At 48.0% G+C, this 19,230-nt stretch carries 18 protein-coding genes, 1 tRNA gene and 1 riboswitch; of the genes, 13 read left to right on the top strand and 6 right to left on the bottom strand.

The annotated features are described in order from the left end of the window. Nucleotides 1-167: 167 nt before the first annotated feature. Nucleotides 168-848, bottom strand: a complete 681-nt coding sequence (phoU, locus tag A5294_RS03315; RefSeq protein WP_004105212.1) for a phosphate signaling complex protein PhoU — start codon at nt 846-848, stop codon at nt 168-170. A 241-nt stretch (nt 849-1,089) separates the two neighbouring features. On the opposite strand from phoU, the gene A5294_RS03310 reads away from it, so the two are divergent. Next, nucleotides 1,090-2,358, top strand: coding sequence for a cell wall metabolism sensor histidine kinase WalK (locus A5294_RS03310; protein ID WP_064340456.1), 1,269 nt, complete (start codon nt 1,090-1,092; stop codon nt 2,356-2,358). Nucleotides 2,359-2,440: 82 nt separating this feature from the next. On the opposite strand, the gene A5294_RS03305 is transcribed toward A5294_RS03310, so the two are convergent. After that, entirely contained in the window at nt 2,441-2,707 is a 267-nt protein-coding gene (locus A5294_RS03305; RefSeq protein WP_004105210.1) for a DUF2530 domain-containing protein, read from the bottom strand. Between the two features lie 185 nt (nt 2,708-2,892). On the opposite strand from A5294_RS03305, the gene A5294_RS03300 reads away from it, so the two are divergent. The 3 genes from A5294_RS03300 to A5294_RS03290 all read left to right on the top strand — a co-directional run bounded on the left by A5294_RS03300 (nt 2,893) and on the right by A5294_RS03290 (nt 6,060). Next, on the top strand, nt 2,893-4,038 hold the full coding sequence (locus A5294_RS03300; protein WP_064340455.1) for a CHAP domain-containing protein: 1,146 nt from the start codon (nt 2,893-2,895) through the stop codon (nt 4,036-4,038). A 135-nt stretch (nt 4,039-4,173) separates the two neighbouring features. Next, nucleotides 4,174-4,896 carry a C40 family peptidase gene (locus tag A5294_RS03295; protein ID WP_064340454.1) on the top strand — a complete coding sequence of 241 codons (723 nt, stop codon included), beginning with the start codon at nt 4,174-4,176 and terminating at the stop codon, nt 4,894-4,896. 138 nt (nt 4,897-5,034) lie between these two features. Then, entirely contained in the window at nt 5,035-6,060 is a 1,026-nt protein-coding gene (locus tag A5294_RS03290) for a universal stress protein (RefSeq protein ID WP_004105206.1), read from the top strand. 318 nt (nt 6,061-6,378) lie between these two features. On the opposite strand, the gene A5294_RS03285 is transcribed toward A5294_RS03290, so the two are convergent. Both A5294_RS03285 and A5294_RS03280 read right to left on the bottom strand, forming a co-directional pair. After that, nucleotides 6,379-7,653, bottom strand: coding sequence for a glycosyltransferase (locus tag A5294_RS03285; RefSeq protein ID WP_064340468.1), 1,275 nt, complete (start codon nt 7,651-7,653; stop codon nt 6,379-6,381). A gap of 129 nt (nt 7,654-7,782) precedes the next feature. Further along, nucleotides 7,783-8,202 (bottom strand): OsmC family protein, encoded by a 420-nt coding sequence (locus tag A5294_RS03280; RefSeq protein ID WP_004119211.1) that lies wholly within the window; start codon nt 8,200-8,202, stop codon nt 7,783-7,785. A gap of 151 nt (nt 8,203-8,353) precedes the next feature. Here A5294_RS03280 and A5294_RS03275 point away from each other — a divergent pair, with 151 nt between their 5' ends. From A5294_RS03275 to A5294_RS03235, 9 genes are all read left to right on the top strand, one after another. Continuing rightward, entirely contained in the window at nt 8,354-9,226 is an 873-nt protein-coding gene (locus tag A5294_RS03275) for a thymidylate synthase (protein ID WP_064340453.1), read from the top strand. 77 nt (nt 9,227-9,303) lie between these two features. Further along, nucleotides 9,304-9,951, top strand: a complete 648-nt coding sequence (locus A5294_RS03270; RefSeq protein ID WP_064340452.1) for a dihydrofolate reductase — start codon at nt 9,304-9,306, stop codon at nt 9,949-9,951. A gap of 46 nt (nt 9,952-9,997) precedes the next feature. Beyond that, a complete protein-coding gene (locus A5294_RS03265; RefSeq protein ID WP_004105200.1) occupies nt 9,998-10,546 on the top strand; it encodes a low molecular weight protein-tyrosine-phosphatase in 549 nt (182 codons plus the stop codon). A 294-nt stretch (nt 10,547-10,840) separates the two neighbouring features. Continuing rightward, the gene (locus tag A5294_RS03260; RefSeq protein WP_064340451.1) at nt 10,841-12,208 is read left to right on the top strand and encodes a dipeptidase; all 1,368 of its coding nucleotides are present in this window, start codon (nt 10,841-10,843) and stop codon (nt 12,206-12,208) included. 158 nt (nt 12,209-12,366) lie between these two features. Next, on the top strand, nt 12,367-13,005 hold the full coding sequence (locus A5294_RS03255; protein ID WP_004105197.1) for a DUF3043 domain-containing protein: 639 nt from the start codon (nt 12,367-12,369) through the stop codon (nt 13,003-13,005). 153 nt (nt 13,006-13,158) lie between these two features. Continuing rightward, on the top strand, nt 13,159-13,932 hold the full coding sequence (locus tag A5294_RS03250) for a DUF4191 domain-containing protein (RefSeq protein WP_032835341.1): 774 nt from the start codon (nt 13,159-13,161) through the stop codon (nt 13,930-13,932). 498 nt (nt 13,933-14,430) lie between these two features. Then, nucleotides 14,431-14,552: riboswitch (TPP riboswitch) on the top strand. 165 nt (nt 14,553-14,717) lie between these two features. Continuing rightward, nucleotides 14,718-15,326, top strand: a complete 609-nt coding sequence (locus tag A5294_RS03245) for an ECF transporter S component (protein ID WP_004105192.1) — start codon at nt 14,718-14,720, stop codon at nt 15,324-15,326. A 54-nt stretch (nt 15,327-15,380) separates the two neighbouring features. Then, nucleotides 15,381-18,062 carry an ATP-binding cassette domain-containing protein gene (locus tag A5294_RS03240; RefSeq protein WP_064340450.1) on the top strand — a complete coding sequence of 894 codons (2,682 nt, stop codon included), beginning with the start codon at nt 15,381-15,383 and terminating at the stop codon, nt 18,060-18,062. 446 nt (nt 18,063-18,508) lie between these two features. Beyond that, a tRNA-Arg gene (locus tag A5294_RS03235) sits at nt 18,509-18,581 on the top strand. Nucleotides 18,582-18,610: 29 nt separating this feature from the next. Here A5294_RS03235 and A5294_RS03230 read toward each other — a convergent pair. Then, complete coding sequence (locus A5294_RS03230) at nt 18,611-18,874, bottom strand: Txe/YoeB family addiction module toxin (RefSeq protein WP_080550925.1); 264 nt, start codon at nt 18,872-18,874, stop codon at nt 18,611-18,613. A 17-nt stretch (nt 18,875-18,891) separates the two neighbouring features. Next, nucleotides 18,892-19,167, bottom strand: a complete 276-nt coding sequence (locus tag A5294_RS03225) for a type II toxin-antitoxin system RelB/DinJ family antitoxin (protein ID WP_004105185.1) — start codon at nt 19,165-19,167, stop codon at nt 18,892-18,894. Between the last annotated feature and the right edge of the window lie 63 nt (nt 19,168-19,230).

Raw genomic sequence — 19,230 nt, 5'->3', positions numbered from 1 at the left:
CTGATTCGCTGGCTTTGGAGCGCTTAAGTTAGTTTTGAGAGCTTAAGTTAGCTTTTAAAATAAAAGTAGGTTTGCAATTAATTTGCAAACCTACTTTTTGTTTACTTTTATTTTCATGCGCGCTTTGTGCAACTTGAAATTGCGTAGCGTGTTTTGCTGTAACCGCGTTACGCTACAACAGTGTCTTTATCTGGCTCTGGCTTCTTGGACGGATCGAATCCGGAAACAATAAACACAATTTGCCTTGCGACGGCAACGCAATGGTCTCCAATTCGCTCAATAAAGCGGCTAAGCAGAACGACATCAATTAACTGCCTGCGCGTACCCTTCCAATTTTCGCCTTCTACCAGCTCAAAAATCTTCTCGTGCAATTTGTCGAGCGCATCGTCGCCAGCAATAATAGTTTCCGCAATTTGCACGTCGCGATTTGCAACCATGGTCGTTAAGCGACCTGACAGTTCGCGCAAGAAATCAACCATTGCAACAATAGTTTCGCGTCCTTCTTGTGCAATAGCAGATTCAGGCCAGGTTCGTCTAGTAATTTGAGCGATATGACTTGTTAAATCTCCCATGCGTTCAAACGTTGCAGCTAATCGCATTGTAGCTACAACTTCGCGCAAGTCCGTTGCCACAGGGTTTTGGCGAGCAAGCAAAGTCAAGCATTGGTCAATAGTGTTTGCTTCTAAAGCGTCTAAGTCTGCGTCTTTATCGATAACAGTTTGAGCAGCTTCCAAATCCGCGTTTAAAAGCGCGCTTCCAGCATCGTTCATAGCTTTTGCTACAAGTTCTGCCATGCGTTCGATGTTTGAAGCAATTGCCTTCATTTCTTCGTTGAAAATTACTCGCATGGTGCGTCCTTTCTCAGTGCTGTGAGTTTATTTGAACGCCTAGTTTGCACGTCGCTATAAGTCAGGCATCCTATGTAATTATAGACGACGCTGGTAACGAAGCGACCGAAACTTTACGGCGGTGTAAAGTTTCTGCCGTTTTTGTGGTGATTTTCGACCGAAACTTTACAGCCGTGTAAAGTTTATGCCGCTTTTTAGTTGCATAGTTACAAAAGCGCGCAAAGTATGAGATTATAGGAGTATGCCTCAAGGTTCTTCTGCGGTTGTGATCGTTGTATTTGTTGCTTTCGGCGTGCTTGCGTTGTGCGTTGTGCTTTCGTTGTGTGTGTTGATGTCGGATTGGTTTTCTACAGTTTGCCGTCTTTTTAAACGAGCGTTTAATTATATTCGTGGCGCAAAGTATGACGAAAGCGACGACATAAGCGACGACATAAGCGACGATTCAAGCGACAACGCAAGTGACGATATCAGCTACGACGCGTCCCAAGTTTTGGCAATGCTCGACATGCCAACTGTTGTAATTGATGCCAACAATGACGTAATTCGCGCAAGCTCCGAGGCTTATTTGCTGGGTGTTGTTAGCGATGATTCGTTATGCCAGCCTCGCGTTCTTCAAGCTGTTAATTCCGTGCGAGCTTCTGGCGGATTCGAGCGCTTCTCTTTGGTTACTTCGACACCTGAGCGTTATGTGTCAATAACTGTAAATCCTCAAGAGTCAACCACTGTTTCGCGCCCTAATTGGCTTACTGTTACGGCTGGAAGCATTGGAGGCGGTATCGTAGTTGTAATTATTGAGGATACGAGTGCAGCTCACCGTTTTGCGCAAACTCGCGACGACTTTATTTCCAACGTTTCTGAGCAGTTAATGCGATCTACTCGCAACTTAACTCAGCTTACGAAAGTTTTGCAAAACGAACAAGTATCTGCGCAAAAAATTAAAGATATTGCGCAAATTGCCGGTAAATCTTCCAAGAAACTTGAGCACATGCTTGAAGATTTGTTGTGGCTGGTTCGCGCTCAAAATCCTATTGACTTAGATTCTGCGCAAGTATTTTCTTTGAATGATGTTTTGTCGTATGTGCAAAATCAAGTTGCTTCATTTGCTAAGGATTGTTGCGTACGCGTTGTGTCAAAAGTCGATTCGCGTTTGTGCGTGCGCGGTGAAATTTCGCAAATTCAAGCTGCAGTGCGGAAATTAGTTGAGAATGCAATTACGTATTCTCCAAAAAATTCTACAGTTTCGCTATCTGCGTCACTATCGACAGATGGTCAATACGCTGTGATCCGTGTTGTAGATCGCGGAATTGGCATTGATTTGCAAGATCAGTCGCGAATTTTTGAACGATTCTATCGTGCGAATAATCAAAATAGTCAAAGCCAGGATGGCGTTGGTTTAGGGCTTGCAATTGCCAAGCATGTGGCACTTACGCACCACGGAAATATTACTCTTTGGAGTATGCCGGGGCAGGGTACTACCGTAAGTTTTGCGCTACCAATTGCAAATAAATAAGCAGCAAATTAGTAAGTTAGAAAATCAGTAAGTTAGCAAGCCAGCAAATCAGCAGTAAATAATTCAGCAAATCAGCAATAAACTATTTTCCTAAGCGCCTGTAGTCCCAGCGGTCAAAATGTTCCCAAATTAATAGCAGAACGCCAATAATTGTTCCCGATGCGCAAAACAACACAGGAAACCAAGTTGTAATATGCAATAACGCAACGATAAGCGCAATTATTGTTGCGACTAGCCACGCGATCGTTCCTATAGCAAAAACCTTTCGCAAATCAACTCGCAGCGGTTTTGGTGCTGCTTTTCGTGCATCAGGATTAACTATAGGTGCGAATTTCATACTTCCAACCATACAACTTACCGAAGTCTAAGTGTGACGAGGGCAGCTTAAGGGCGAAAATTGGCGGATTTAGGCTATGTGCGTTTCTTACATCCTAACCACGTTGTAACCTTTCACATAGAAGATTGAAAGAAAGTCAGTTGGGGGTGTGGCGTTTGTGCGCTGCGTTCCGCGTTTAACATAAGAAAGTGATTAGTATGAGACATGCTGCACATGGTGCCACAAAAGCAAAGAGGCATGGAGATTCGCCGCTTTCGCTGTTTGTAGCTCAGCGTGGCGCGCATGGTGCGCATAGTGTGCGTGGCATGCGTTCTGTTCAAGCTAATCGTGTTAGTGAGCGTTTGGCTGCGGTTGCTACTAGCAATGGTGCTGTTGTAGAGCTTCCAGAAGCTGTTTCTGAGCGTTTGCAGGAGCTTGTTCCTCAAAGCAGGCGCGCGCTTAGGTTGTCTAAACTTGCTAATGAGCGTCGTCGCAATGTAATACTTTCGACTTCTCTTGTTGCAATGGTTGGTACTGTTGCAGCTACTATGGCTTTAACTAAGGTTAATAGTTTTGATTCTCGCGCTTCCGAATTTGAGCCATCTATGACTGCAGTTGGCGACGCATCTTCAACAGTTTCGCGTTCTAGCCAACGCGAGTCTCTTGATCCTATGGCAACTATTAATAACGCTGTTGACTCTATTGAGAATGCTGCTAAAAAATCGCATAATGCGGACTCTGCTGATGCTGCAAATAGTGCGAATGAAAGTAGTTCTGCTCGCTCGAATTCGAAGCATGAAAACTTAGCCGATAAGGTTGCTAATTCAGTACAACCTGGCACTTTTTCTACTATATCTTCGAAGTCTGATTCGTGGAATTTAGGTTCTGGTTCAGGCTTTAATATTGCAGAGATGTCACGTTCTGCTGCGAATAATCCTAAGGTTGCTTTGTTGATGGATAAAGACTTTGACGTTTTGCCGAAGGGCTTTAATCCAAATCATGCAACTGGTGATACTGGTAACGCGTATGAGTTCAGCCAGTGCACGTGGTGGGTGTATGTTCGTCGCCATCAGTTAGGTTTGCCTGTTGGCTCGCATTTTGGCAACGGAAATATGTGGGCTGATTCTGCGCGCAGTCTTGGCTATTGGGTAGATAATTCCGCTCGTCACGTTGGCGATATTATGGTGTTCCGCTCAGGTCAGGCTGGTTCTGATCCGTTCTACGGACACGTTGCAGTTGTTGAAAAAATTAATTCAGACGGTTCTATTGAAACTTCTGAATGTGGTGCTTCTTACCAAGGACGAACTTTCTCGCGCAAGTTTGACGCTAAGGAAGTTTCTCAATATCAGTTTATTCATTACTAAAGTTGTACTACTGAAGCTTTGTTACTAAAGCTGCTTTATTAAAATTAGTTTGTTTATTACTAAAATGAGTTTGCTTGTTACTGGCGTTGCTAATTTCTCTCGTATGTAATGCCCCGATGATATACTGCAAAAAGTATGCTAAAACAAAGTAGAATTTTCTCAGTTTTTGTATCAGTTGCCGCAGCAGCTTCAATGCTTACTGTTATGGCGCCATTCGCCATGGCAGAGTCTTCGCATGAGCTTTCCGAGTCAGCTGTCACTTCTACGCGCGCATTTCCAAAGGTGACGAATGTGCGTCGCGATATTTTAACTGAATCCACTTCTACTGATGTCGACGCAAATTCTCATTGGGGTGGCATAGAAAGCTTGAATGTACCTCAAACTAAGACTCCTAGCGAACAAGCTGCTGAAACGGCACGCCGTGCTTTTGCTGGAAATGCTACTGCAAGCCGTTCTGGTTTCCGCAGTGGTGTTGAACAGGTTCCTCTTGCTTCTGTAGTTCCTCCTGATGGTAAGTCTGTTGCCTCTCTTTTGAATTTTGCTACTCAATTCTTAGGTAAAGTGCCGTATCGCAGCGGTGGCAATACTCCTGCTGGATGGGATTGCTCCGGTTTTGTGCAGTATGTTTTTGCTAGTGTTGGTATTTCTTTGCCTCGTACTTCTGGAGCGCAGGCAACTGTTGGAACTCCAATCCCAAGTTTGGCTCAAGCGCAGCCTGGAGATATTATCGCGAATGCGCAGCATGCTTCTATTTATGTTGGCAACGGCATGGTAATTAATTCGCAGCTTGCTGGCACTAAGTACGATCCTATCCGCTACGTGTTCCCAGGCGGGTACTCTATTCGTCGCATTCTGTAGCTTCTATAGTTTCTGTAGCTTCTGTAGTTATATATCGCAAAACTGCCAACACTCAATCTAAAATTACGCTACAATAGTACTTACAAGTTGTGCGCGAGTGACGCTGCTGTCGCGAGTGCAAGTATGAGGAGGTTGGCAATGATCCCAGAAAAAGCTGTATTGGTTGGAGTTGACGGCTCACACGCGAGTTATAAAGCGGTTTGGTGGGCTGCAAATTACGCAAAGCATGCTGGGTTGCAATTGCAAATTGTTTGCGCTTATTCGTTGCCAAGTTATGCTGCTGTTTCTTTTGATGCCACCTACACTGCGATTGGTGACGATAATGCAGCTCATCACGATGCGCAAGAAATTCTATCTAAAGCAAAAGCTGTTGCTCTTGAGCAGGGAGTTGACGCGACTACGCTAATTGTTACGGGCGATCCTTCTTCGGTTTTCGTGGAACTTTCTCGTAACTATCAGCTTATTGTGATTGGTAATCGTGGAAAAGGTGGCTTGGCAGAGCGTTTGCTCGGCACAACTAGTTCTTCGCTTCCAGCTTATGCGTATTGCCCAATTGTGGTTGTGCCTTACACTGACGATGACGGTCAGCGTATTCACTTGAATAATACGATTACGCGTGTGGCTGTTGGCTCTGACGAGTCAAAGTGGGGGCTTAAAGCTCTTGAAATTGCGGCTGATTTGGCGGATAGCTGGCATGCTGAGCTTGATGTTATTTCCGCAGTGCCAAGAGTGCAAGGTGCTGAGGGCGATACTGCTGTTATGGGATCGTACATGGAGGATCTTGAGGAGCGCGTGAAGCCAATTTTGCAGCGTTTGCCAGATTTGCAAATTCATCGAACTGTTGTGCCTGGTTCTGCCGTTGAAGCTTTGACTCAGGCTAGTTTGAATCATGATCTTGTGGTTGTTGGTTCTCGCGGTCGTGGTGGCTTTACCGGTTTGCTGCTTGGCTCGATTAGCCAGGGATTGTTGCAGCATTCTTCGAGGCCTGTGTACGTTGTGCCGCGCAAGTATGTGGAATTTAGTGCAGCTCAGGTTGCAGCAGCGCAAAAGCAGCATTCTGAAGCGTCTATTGACGATATTTCCGGAGTACATGAGGTTGATGTGCCGAAGGCTGGTAAAGAAGCTGCTAAGGAGATTGAGCAAACAATCGATCCGCTGCGATAGCGCGAAAGCATGTCGTTACGTGCGCAGTCGCTCATCTGCACCAGTAACGAAAAACGGCAGAAAACTGTGCGGCTGTGTAAAGTTTTCTGCCGCCTACGCGCTAAAAACGACCAAAACTGTGCAGCTGTGTAAAGTTTCTGCCGTTTGCCAGCCGGATTCCGACCAAAACTTTACAGCCGTGTGCAGTTTCTGCCGCTTCCCAGTCGGATTCCGACCAAAACTTTACAGCGGTGTACAGTTTCTGCCGCCTACGCGTTGTGCTGCGCTCAAGCATGTCATCGCGACCGCGTTTTGGAGCGTTTGGAGCGTGAGAGCCGTCTAATCTTGCGATTCTTGCGACTCCGCTTCAGTATTCTCGCGCTTTTTCAGCATAAAACGCGCGCGCCTGGCATCTCGCTTAGCTTTCTTTTCAGCGAGCTTTTCCTTGTTCATCTCGATTGCGCGCTTGTAAATCTTAAGCAGCTCAAGCGCTTGGCTCTTAAAATCGTTATTCTTCGAATACTCGAGCACGTTCGCCTTAAGCTGAGCCTGCTCAGCCTCGCTCATATTCAAAACTTTACTAAAAACAGTCTTAAAATCTTCCTTAGTATCCCACTGATACCCGTTTTGACCGCTAATAATCTGCTTCTCATTCGGCACATCATGCTTTACAAGCGCAAACAGACCGGAAGCCATTGCCTCTAGCATCGAAAGTGAGTGCATTTCGGAAAGTGATGCTGTTGTGTAGTAGTCCATTGCGTGCAAATACTTTGGAATTTCCGTGTGAGCAATAGGCCCAAGCAAGCAAATTCTGTCGTCAAAACCATTATCTGCCACGCGCTTGCGCAACGATTCCAAATCAGGACCGCCGCCAATAACAAATAAGCGCGCTTTTTCGCGAGGAAAATCGCAATACATAAAGTTGTCAATTAATTCTGAAATATTTTTTTCAGCGCCGATTCTACCAACGAAAACAAACAGCTTAGTAGAGTCAGAAACGCCATATTTTTCGCGGAAAGCTTTGCGGAATGCAAGTCGCTCAGGCGTTGGTAGGAACTTCTTATATTCCACAGCATTATTCAGCACAATTACTTTTTTATCAACCTTCTGACGGTCAATATATGCCTGTGCTTTAGGAGACATGCTCGTAATAATTGTGGCATTTTTCGAGAATCGCATAAAATATTTCGCCGAAATATTGCGAGAGAACTCAGTAAAATGCTTTAAGCCAATGTAAAACAGGAATTTATCGTATTCTGTGTGAAGCGTATAAATAACGGGAATATGCTCTTTTTTTGCTACTTCCAAGCCGATTTCGCCAATGCCAAATTCGTTTTGAATATGAATGACATCCGGCTTAAATTTAAGAGGAAGTTGCTTTCGCATGTGACCAATCGGGAGTGCAACGCGGTATTTGTAAAGCTTTTTAAGCAATATGCCCGGAACGTAAACAACTCCATCTTCAAGCTTGGTTTTGCGCTGTTTTTCGGAGCCGACCGTGACTACTAGCACTTCATGACCAAGCTCTTCATACATCTTTTTGAGCATATAAGACTGTGTTGCGACGCCATTTATGTACGGTGGATACGTTTCGGTAAAAATAGCGATTTTCAAAGTTTCCTCCGGTTGCATACATGCATGCGTAGCGTCATTATTGCGCAAATATCTTGTGTACTCAATTGTGCCACACGTGGTGAATTTTAATGCAATTTTAGTGCGATTTTTCGCGACTTTTGGCTTATTCTAGCTGCGAACCGTAACGTTTACGCTAACTTGGGCGCCTTTTTCAAGCGTATGCTTAACAGTACAACCCCTGGAAATGTGGCGTTCCATGCGCTCTTTTAGTGCGGATGCATCTTCCTGGCTGAGTGCAGGTTTTGCGCAAGTTGCGTCAAGAGTGACGTCTTCTTGAAAACGCAAGTACGTGCCTTCTTCCGCGTCGTACGTGCCGTTTACTACAACTCGCGCTCCAGCGCCCTCGCCAATAGCGTGTTCTGCAGCGTACTGGCTGCTAAGAGCTGTGCAACCAGCTAAAGCGATTTGCATTAATTCAACCGGGTTGAACATGCCTTCGCCGTGACCAAACTTCAAGCTCACACCGTCGTCGCTGTGTGCTTCCCAAGTGCCGTCCTCGTTGCGCTCTACCCATAATCTTCTAGACATTTTTGCTCCTTTGCTGTAGTCGTATTTGTTCATGTTATCGTAAGGATTGTAACTTTGTGCTCAATTGTCGAATCTAGCGTTTTGCGTGGTAGACATATGGTTTTACGAGCGCAATTCTTTAAATTTATTAGCGCTTTGTTAACATGGCAGCATGGCTTTAACAGAAGAAGAACTTGCAGCAATTCGAGCGCGGGTACCACAAAAACCAGCGTCTAATATTCCAACTCCTTACGAGGATTTAGTGCGAAAAATCCTCACGGAAGGCACTCTAAAATCAGATCGCACAGGCACTGGTACGATTTCGCTTTTTGGCCAGCAAATCCGCTTCGACATTAGCAAATATTTCCCGCTTATCACCACGAAAACCGTGTTTTTCAAAGGACTTGCGTACGAGTTGCTTTGGTTCCTTAAAGGCTCGAGTAATGTGCGTTGGTTGCAAGAAAACGGCGTTCATATTTGGGACGAGTGGGCGGACGAAAATGGCGATTTGGGCCCTGTTTACGGAGTGCAATGGAGGAGTTGGCCGGCGCCGACAGCGGAAAATCCAAACCGCACAATCGACCAAATCGCAAACGTGCTGGATCTTATGAAGAATCACCCGGATTCTCGTCGCATGATTGTTAGCGCTTGGAATCCTGCGGAAGTTGAGCATATGGCGTTGCCGCCTTGCCATTCGCTTTTCCAATTTTACGTTGCTGACGGCAAGCTTTCGTGCCAGCTTTACCAGCGCTCTTGCGATATGTTCCTTGGCGTGCCGTTTAACATTGCGTCTTACTCGCTTTTGACGATGATGATGGCTCAGCAAGCAGGTCTTGAGCCGGGCGAGTTCGTGTGGACGGGCGGCGATTGCCATATTTATGACAATCACGTTGAGCAGGTGCTTGAGCAGCTTTCGCGCGAGCCGTACCCGTATCCGCAGCTTGAAATTCGTAAGGCGGATTCGATTTTTGACTACGATTACAGCGATTTTAAGGTGGTTGATTACAAGCATCATCCGACGATTAAAGCACCGGTTGCGGTGTGATTGATTGCAAATTATTTTGCTTGATTTTGCTTGATTTAGTTTAATTTTTAGCTTGTTTTAGCGTGTGAGGTGCGTATATGGCAAACAGCGTGTCGCATAATTTCCCTGTGCGACTGATTTGGGGCGAGGCTTCTGGTTTGGACGGCAAGCCCGGCGCTATGGGCGTAAACGGAGGCATGCCGTGGCGACTTTCGCCGGATTTGCGCTATTTTAAGGCGATGACTATCGGCTGCCCTGTGATTATGGGTCGCGGTACATGGGATGCGATGCCTCCGAAATTCCGTCCGCTTCCGGGTCGCGAAAATATTGTTGTTACGCATAATCCTGATTTTGTAGCAGATGGAGCGCGTAGTTTTACTAGCATTGACGCGGCTTTGGATTACGCGCGCGAATGGCTGGAAAATAGGGAAGTGCTGGAAAGTCAGGAAAGCGTATCTCAAAACGTATCTCAAGACTCGCCTCAAGATGGCCCAGCAATCTGGGTTATTGGCGGAGCTGCGATTTTGCGCGAAATGCTTGCGAATTATCACGCAGACGCAGCTTACGTAACGCAAATTGATGCGAAAGTTGCAGCGGACACATTTGCTCCGAATATTCATGCATTAGTTGATGCAGGAAAATGGCATGTTGCGCGTGAAGGCGAGCTTGAGGAAGCGCCGCTGAAGGTTGGTAGCGAAAGCAATCCTACGCGATACCGGTTTATGGTATATGAGCCTGTGCAGTAAACGAGAAATAGCAAAGTAAACGAGACAGCAAAATAAACGAGGAAGCATGACTGAAGAATCAAGCAAAATCAAGGTAGACGCACGTCACCCATACACTGTTATGACGGTTTGCACAGGTAATATTTGCCGCTCGCCAATGGCGGAAATTGTGTTGCGCAACGAGTTTCAATTGAGGGGATTGGGCGACGTTGTTGCTGTGCGTTCCAGCGGTGTAAGCGACGAAGAGTACGGAAATCCGATTGACCGCCGCGCGCAAAGGGAATTAACTAAGCGCGGATATAGGCTTCCTGCTTCGCATTTTGCGCATCGAATTGAAGCGGATGAGATTGCGGAAACGAACCTGTTTTTGCCTATGACGGCTTCGCATATGCGTTCGCTTTTGCGTTTGTTGCCTGCGCAAAAGCGCGAACTTGTGCACATGTACCGCGCGTTTGACCCGTCACTTCCTAAGCCGCAGCCTGGTCGCGAGATGTTGCTCGACTTGGCAGATCCGTGGTACGGAGGTCCTCGCGAATTTGAGGTTGCGATGGATCAGGTTGAGCAGTGCGCGCCTTATATCGTCGATTGGGTTGCCACGCGCATTGAGAGGGCTTGAAAGCGGCAGAAACTTTACAGGCATGCGCAGTTTATGCCGTTTGCTCGCAAAATAGCGGCAGAAACTTTACAGCTGTGTAAAGTAATGGTCGTTTGTGGACTTGACGGCGGCAGAAACTTTACAGGCGTGTAAAGAAACGGTCTCGCAAGCTGACCAAAGTAGATAGTTAAGTTTGCGTCGCGTTTTCTCGCGTTTCCTCATATTTGCGGACATAGTTGCGAATATAGTTTAAATTTGTAGATATAGTTTTACAGGCATCAATTATCGCTCTGTTACTTTTAGTTGGGAGGATTTATGGCAGGTTTGGCTGTCGAAGACGTGCGCGCTCGCGTGCAAAACGCCTGGAATGACGTAGTTTCCGTGCTGAATAAGAAGATTTCGCTGGCTGCGGTGTCAGCTAAGGGCATTGCTGGCGAGCATATGCGCAAGTCCGCGCAATACGTGGCTGGGGTATTGCGTGAGGTTGGTATTGACGCGCGCGTCGAGCAGTCCACGAATCCGGACGGCACTCCAGGAGCTTTCGAAGTGGTCGGCTCGCGCATCGTAAACCCAAGCGCGCCAACGGTTTTGCTCTACGCGCATCATGATGTGCAGCCAGTTCCAGATCCATCTGAGTGGGAAACCAACCCATTTGAAGGTACCGAGCGCGACGGTCGCCTCTATGGACGCGGCTCAGCCGACGACGGCGGCGGAATCGCAATTCACTACGGAGCTTTGCGCGCACTGAGCGACGATTTGCGCGTAAATATTAAGGTTTTCATCGAAGGCGAAGAAGAAATGGGCTCGCCAAGCTTCATTCCTTTTATCGAGTCGCATAAAGCCGAATTTGAATCAGACGTAATTATCGTTGCCGACTCCGGCAACTGGTCCGCCGAAATCCCAAGTCTTACAACGAGTTTGCGCGGAAATACCGACGTGGACGTAAAGGTTAAAGTGCTTGGTCATCAAGTGCATTCCGGTCAGTTTGGCGGCCCGATTTTAGATGCTTACACGCTCGCTTCCATGCTTATTGCCTCGCTTTACAACGAGGCTGGCGACCTGGCAGTGCCTGGAATTGAAGCACAGGAGCCGGTTGGCGGTTTGCAGCGCGATTTGGACGAAGCGCAAGTGCGTGCCGACTCTTCCGTGGTCGATTCTTATAAGCTTGCCGGCACCGGTTCTCTCGCAGCGCGCATGTGGACTAAGCCGAGCTTGACGGTAATCGGCATGGACGCACATCCTGTTGAGGGCAGTTTTAATGTGATTGCGCACGAAACTAAGTTGCGTCTTTCGCTTCGTACCGCGCCTTCGCAGCGTCCGGAAGAAGCGCAAAAAGCTTTGTGCGACTTCTTGGTATCTCACGCGCCTTTTGGTGCAGAAGTTACTGCAGAGCCGATTGATAACGGCATGGGTTGGGCAATGGATCCGGATGCTGTTGCAACGAAGGATGCGCTCGCTTCTATGCGCGATGCTTTCGGCGTGGAGCCGGTAAATAAGGGCGAGGGTGGTTCGATTCCGTTTATTCCGGAGCTTCAGCGCATCTTCCCGAAGGCGCAGGTGCTGGTGACGGGTCCGGAAGATCCTAAGTCCAATGCGCACAGCCCGAACGAGTCGATTTCGCTTTCTGGTTTGCGCGGAAATATTGTGACGGAAGCACTGCTTTTGGATCGATTGGGCGAGTAATTCTGGCTAATTTTGCGCGCAGGCGGCATAAACTTTGCAACGCTGTAAAGTTTCTGCCGCTTTTTGCTGCGTAGCCGACTTTTTCTTTACACGCGCGTAAAGTTTCTGCCGTTTCCTCCGCGTCTGCATGCGTCTAGTCTGTTGAGTAATCTGCAAACATGACATGGAATCCATTTGCAAAGAAAACTGCCAATAATGAGGGCGCGTCTACTCCTTCGTTGCAAAAGAAAGTAGCGGATGCAGAATCGTCTGTAGCGACGAAATCTCGCGAAAAAAACGCGCCGACTCCTAAGCGCAACGCTGCTCAGGCGCAAAAGCTTCGCCCACTAGTACCAGCAGATCGCAAGGAAAGCGCAAAACGCGCGCGTGCTCGTCTTCGCGAATCTGAGAATTTGCAATACAACGCAATGCGCACTGGCGATTTGGCGCATATGCCAAAAATTGAGCAGCTTCCGTGGCGTGTGTATATTCGCGATTACGTGGATGCTCGAATTAATATTGGCGAGTTTTTCATACCAGTTGCAGTGCTGATTATGATTTGCTTGTTTGCGCTATCTAAGTTTGTGATTGTTTATTTTGTTTTTGCAGTGTTCTTGTACGCGTATTTGTTTGCATCTGTAATTGACATGTTTGTTATGTGGCGTAAGTTGCGTAAGGAGCTGATTCGTCGTTTTGGTGATGTGGCTGTGTCGCGCAAGTCGCGTTCCGGCATGTACGCATTCAGCCGCGCTATGCAGCTTCGTCGCTGGCGTTTGCCTAAGCCGAGTAGCGCAAAGCGTGGTAACTGGCCGAAGTAAGTGCAGAAATAAGTGCAAATTTATTAATATTTGCACAAGCTACTATTATTATTTGGGATACTCAAAATAACGCGAATATTATGGGGTAAACGCATGGCACAAGATAAAGCACAAAGCAAATCGCAAGGCGCGTCGAAGGGTGCGACGCAAGGCATGAAGCAGACTAAGAAAAAGCAGGGCATGTTCTCGCAGATCATACGTATTTATAAGTACACGCATTCTGACGATAAGCAGCTGCCTCTGTGGTTGTCTTGCGCGTTTGCTGCGCCGATTTTGGTTGCTGTAATTCTTGGAATTGCATCTCGTTGGTCCATTTTGATGTGGATTATGATGCTTATTACAGCGGTGATGCTTGGTCTGCTGCTGTTTACTGTTGTGCTTACGAAGCGTGCAGATAAAGTTGGTTACGCAAAGTTGGAAGGTCGTCCGGGTGCAGCTGCCGGCATTATTTCTGCGATTAATAAGGGCGGTTTTACTTTTCCGCAGCAGCCTGTGTGGGTGGATGCGCGCACGAAGGATGCGCTTTGGAGAGGCACTGGTTTTAACGGAATTTTCCTCGTTGGTGAGGGTAATTACGAGCGTTTAATGCATGCTATGGATCGACAGGAGCACGCTATTAAAAGCGTTACTGCCGGATCTAATATACCTGTATACCGTATTGCTGTTGGTAATGGCGAAAATCAGGTGAAGCTTAAAGAATTGCGCGGAAAGGTGTTGCGCTCGAAGACGTTACAGCCTGTGAAGCACAAGTTTGCGTTGTTTGATAAAATTCATCCGAACCGCCGATTCTTCCTTACTAAGACGGAGCTTGCGATTTTGAATGAGCGTTTGCGCACGTTGCAAAGCAAGAGTGGATTTGGCATTCCGAAGGGCATCGATCCAACGCGTCCGCAGCGCATCAGCCGTCGTGCAATGCGCGGTAAGTAAATTATTCTTGCGACGGATTGGCGACAGTTACTTTACGTAAATGTGAAGGAACTGTCGCTTTTTGATGAGATTTCGACATTTTCTGTACACAGCTGCACAGTTTCTGCCGGGATTGCGCGCGCAGGCGGCATAAACTGTACGCGGTTGTAAAGTTTCTGCCGTTTTTTGGTGCGCAAGTGACCTTTATTTTACACGCGCGTAAAGTTTCTGCCGTTTTTCGTTACTGGTGCAGATGGGTGACTGCGCGCGCTGTGCTGCGCTCAAGCAGGTCGTCGCGCGCACAAAACACAACTGAATTCCCAATAAACTACCATGCAAACCTGCCCTGCCTTCGTCAATCGAGACGAAGGCAGACCTCGCTTGCGTTGAAAGCATACCGTGCTTTCAACCCTGAGCAAGCTCGGCGCTCCGAGTTGCTTTCGCGCGCTCTGTGCTGCGCTCAAGCATGTCGTCGCGCCCGCGTTTGGAGGGTTGGCGTCTACGCGCTGCCGTACAATCGTCAATCGACACGGGTGCTCTGTGTTTTCGCTTATGTAAGCGTGAACATTCAGAGCTGAGAGAAAACCGCTTGAACGTGAATCCGGGTAATACCGGCGCACGGAGGTCTGTTTTTCCCGTGCCTGGAGAGGTGTTGCAAGGTTTCTTTGTAACGCAAAGTATTGCATGTAACGCATCGCAATGTAACGCGTTTGACGCACAGCATCGTAATGTACACATGTAACGCAAAATATTGCATTGCGCACAATGTAACGCATTGCAACACGTAACAAGAAAGGCACATTTTTATGTCAGAAGAAAATTATCAGTCCAACATGCAGTGGCGTGTTGCAGACATCGCAGTTGCTTCCGTAATTGGCGTTGTTTCTGCTTTTATTTATTGGGTTGTTGCCATTTTTAGTGAGGTTCCATGGACTGCGCTAAACAGCATTCTTCCAGGTTTTGCAGGTCTTATTAACGGTCTTTGGCTCTTCGCTGCTCCTTTGGCCGCAGTAATCGTGCGTAAGCCGGGTGCTGCTATTTACGCTGAAGTCGTAGCTGGCGTGCTCGAAGCTTTGATGGGCAATCAGTGGGGTGGTGCTGAAACCTTCGCTATTGCAGTGGTTCAGGGTCTGTTTGCTGAAATTGCGTTCATTATTTTCGCTTACAAGAAGTGGAATTTGAACACAATGATTCTTTCCGGCGCATTGACTGGCATTGGTTGCTGGGGTTACACCTTCCTCGGTAAGTTGCAGGCTGTTAGCGTATTCGGCAAGTATGGTCTTCCATACTTCGCCAGCACAGTGGTTTCCGGAATTGTGTTTGCTGGTGTTTTAATGTGGTTCTTGTATGTGGGAATCGCTAAGACCGGCGCGTTGGATCAGTTTGCGTCCGGTCGCGAAATACGCGAAAAATAGCGAATAACGTATTCGCAAAAATTAAAAATCTATCATTGCCATAAAGGATTTACTATGCCTGATGCTGTTAAATCGCAAGAATCTGAAACTTTCCTTCCATCAGCTTCAAGCGATTGCAATAGTGACAGCAGCGCTAATAACGCTGAACTTCGTTTTGAGAATTGGGGTTATCGTCATGCTTCCCGTCGCGCTTTTGCTGTGCGCGGGTTGGACCTCACAATTAAGGCGGGGCAGCGCGTGTTGCTGCTTGGTGCATCAGGCATCGGTAAATCCACGATTTTAAGCGGCGCGGCAGGTCTTATTGGCAATGATTTTGTGGCGAAAAATAGCGCAAAAGATAGCGTAGAAAATAGCGAAGATAGCGCAAAATCCCAGCAAACCACTCTCGTCGAAGATGCCGATGGTGGTGTGAGCGAGGGTTGCGTTTTGGTTGACGGCGTGCCGGTTCGACGTGCGCGCGGTCGTGTTGGTTTGGTTTTGCAAGATCCGGATGCACAGGCGATTTTCCAGCGTTTGGGGGATAACGTTGCGTTTGGTCCGGAAAATATGAACGTTCCGCGCGGTGAGATTTGGGATCGCGTGCGCAAAAGTCTTAAAGAAGTTGGTTTGGATGGCTTGCAATTGTATCGCTCAACTTCGCATTTAAGTGGCGGTCAGATGCAGCGTTTGGCGCTTGCTGGCGCGCTCGCTATGCAGCCGAGTGTGCTGCTTTTGGACGAGCCGACTGCGAATTTGGATCCGGATGGCACGCAGCAGATTGTTGGTGCTGTGCGCGCGGTTTTGGATTCGACGCATGCCACGATGGTGCTTGTGGAGCATCACGCGGAGCCGTGGATTGACATGATTGACCGCGTGGTTGTGCTTGGGCTTGAGAATGATGAAGCTGCGAACGGAAAAGATGCGAACGGCGAAACCGTTCATAGCGAAACCGTTCACGATGACGATATTGCGCGCGCGGCTTCTTCGCGCACGGTGATTGTGGCGGACGGCACGCCAGACGATGTGTTTAATCGCACCGATTTGGACTTTGAGGATCTGGGTATTTGGCTTCCGGAACGCTACAAGAAAAACGTAAAATCTTCTGCAAATGAATCTTTCATAAGTAATTCTTCCGCAAATGCAGAATCTTCTGAAAAATATTACGAAAACTGCAGTCCAGCAGAAGGCTACGGAGAAGTGCTACTTTCCACGAAGGACCTCGCAATCAGCCATAATAGCGAGCCGATTGCGCGTCACATCAATCTTGAGTTTAAAGCCGGGCAGATTACGGCTTTGGTTGGCGCGAACGGTGCTGGAAAATCAACGCTTTCGCTCACTTTGGCTGGTCTTTTGCCGGCAGTAAACGGCGAGGTTGTGGCGAGTGATGCTCTTGCTCAAGGCGCGAATGGTACGGATCCAATGAAGTGGAAGTCGCCTGATTTGGCGAAGCGCATTTCGTACGTTTTTCAGAATCCGGAGCATCAGTTTGCGTGTGGTTCGGTGTTGGATGAGGTTATGTTGGGGCCGCTTCGCACGGGTGTTTCGGCGGATGAGGCGCGCGCGAAGGCTCAGGAGTTGCTGAAGCGATTCCGTCTGGCTCGTTACGCGAAGGCGAATCCGTACACGCTTTCGGGAGGTGAAAAGCGTCGTCTGACTGTGGCGGCGTCGCTTGCTGCGGCTCCGCGTGTGCTGATTTTGGACGAGCCGACTTTTGGGCAGGACCGCAAAACTTGGTTGCAAATTATTCGCTTGATTGCAAGCCTTCGTAGCGAGGGTGTAAGCATTATTGTGGTGACGCACGACCGTGAGCTGGTTGAGGCGTTGGGTGCGCGCTTGGTTGAGCTTGTGCCGGATGCGAAAGCTGAAGCTGCTGAAATGAGTGCTGCTGAAGCGAGTGCTTCCGAAGCGCTTTCCGCAACTACCGGCGCAACAGACATTTCGCGTATCAAAGTGAGCGCTGTAAACAATCGCGACGAGGAAGCGAAACTTTCAAGCAAATCGCCGCTTCTTGCGTCAATTAATCCAGTATTTCGCATTTTTGGAGCGTTCGCGGCTTCGATTCCGCTACTTTTTACGCTTGATTGCGTTTCTGCTTCGGTTGCGTTGCTGCTGGAATTTGTGATTTTTGCGTGCATTAAGCTTCCGCCATGGCGTGTGATTCGCCTTTCGTGGCCTGTGTGGGTGGGCGCGCCGACTTCCGCGCTCACTGTGTTGCTATACGGCAAAAGTGGCGGAAATACTTGGTTCCAGTGGTGGCTGATGCATGCTACGGATCGTTCGGCTATGCTGGCTGTTGCAACTTCGCTTAGGATTTTGGCGATTGGCGTGCCGTCGATTGTGATGGTGATTGGGCTTGATGCTACGGATTTGGCAGATGCTTTCAGCCAGGTGTTGCATTTGCCGGATCGATTCGTGTACGGCGGTTTGGCTGGAATTAGGCTGTTTGGCGTGCTGCAGGATGATTGGGCGGCACTGACTGCGTCGAGGCGTTCGCGCGGTTTGGGTGATGAGCATCGCGTGAGGGCGTTCTTCCCGCAGTCGTTTGCGCTGCTTGTGCTTTCGATTCGACGTTCGACGACGCTCGCCACTGCTATGGAAGCGCGCGGTTTTGGGGGAGTTGGTGCGCGTTCGCACGCTAGGGTGAGTCGTGTGCGTGCGCGCGACTGGTGGATTTTTGCTGTGTGCGCGATTGTGCCGTCGGTTGCTGTTGCGGCTGCGCTTTACTTTGGCACCTTTGCCTTCCTCGGTGGCGCGTGATGGCTGCGTGCGCGATTGCGTGCGCAGGCGGCATAAACTGCGCGCTCCTGTAAGGTTTCTGCCGTTTTTTGCTGCACAGGCGGCATAAACTGTGCGTGCCTGTAAAATTTCTGCCGTTTTTTGGCGCGTAGGCGACATTTATTTTACATGGCTGCACAGTTTCTGCCGTTTTTTCGTGCGTAGCCGACCTTTCCTTTACACCGCTGTAAAGTTTCTGCCGCTTTTTGCTTCGCATCCCCAGTCACAATCTAGTTTTTAAAGCACAACCATACTAACCTGCCCTGCCTTCGTAATAAAGCCGCAGGCAGACCTCGCTTGCGTTGAAAGCACACTGTGCTTTCAACCCTGAGCAAGCTTGGTGCTCCGAGTTACTTTCGCGCGCGCTGTGCTGCGCTCAAGCAGGTCGTCAGCGCATCCTCACTAGCGTGTATACTTTCTCGAGTTGCGGGCTTGTAGCTCAGTGGATAGAGCGTCTGCCTCCGGAGCAGAAGGTCGTGGGTTCGAACCCCATTAAGCCCACTTTTGATTTTCTACTTTCCCTACTTTCCCTACTTATCGTCGTAGTGGCCTCTGCAGGCGTAGATTATAATCGAGTCATCTGTAAATGAGTAAACGATTCTATCCTTATCGTTTACTCGTCTACTCCAGCAGCCAGAATAGTTTCCTTTGAGTGGTTCAGGCTTACCTTTTCCGTCTATTGGATTCCGCATAATCTCTTTAATAATATTGTTGAGCTTTTTGCGAGTCTTATTATCGCTTTCCCAATAGAGATAGTCGTTCCAGGCATCTGGAGTCCAAGCAATCTTTCTCATTGTTTGAACCATACGTCCTAATTCATTATTAGATTGTGCTCTTCGAGCTTGATGGTTCCATTTCTCACGCCGTCAATCTGCGATTTCAAATATGCTTGATTTGACGGTTCGTAAAACGGATCTAGCGAAAAATCTAGCGGTATCCTCTTTTCGCGACCAATAGTTTTAATAAACACGTTCAGCGCGGCGCTCATAGAGATTCCGAGCTCTTTGCAAACTCGTTCCGCGTTGAGTTTGTCTTCTTTCTTTGCTCGAAAGTTTACGTTTACTATATCTGTTGTTGCTGTAGTCATTTTGACTCCTATGTCTATGGTGAATTTTGTACTTTTTCTCATACTCTCATATAAGTATACAAT

The sequence above is a fragment of the Gardnerella sp. 30-4 genome, assembly GCF_001641215.1.
Lineage (GTDB): Bacteria > Actinomycetota > Actinomycetes > Actinomycetales > Bifidobacteriaceae > Bifidobacterium > Bifidobacterium leopoldii.
Note: the sequence above shows the minus strand (reverse complement) of the source record. Positions and strands in the feature narration are given on the sequence as shown.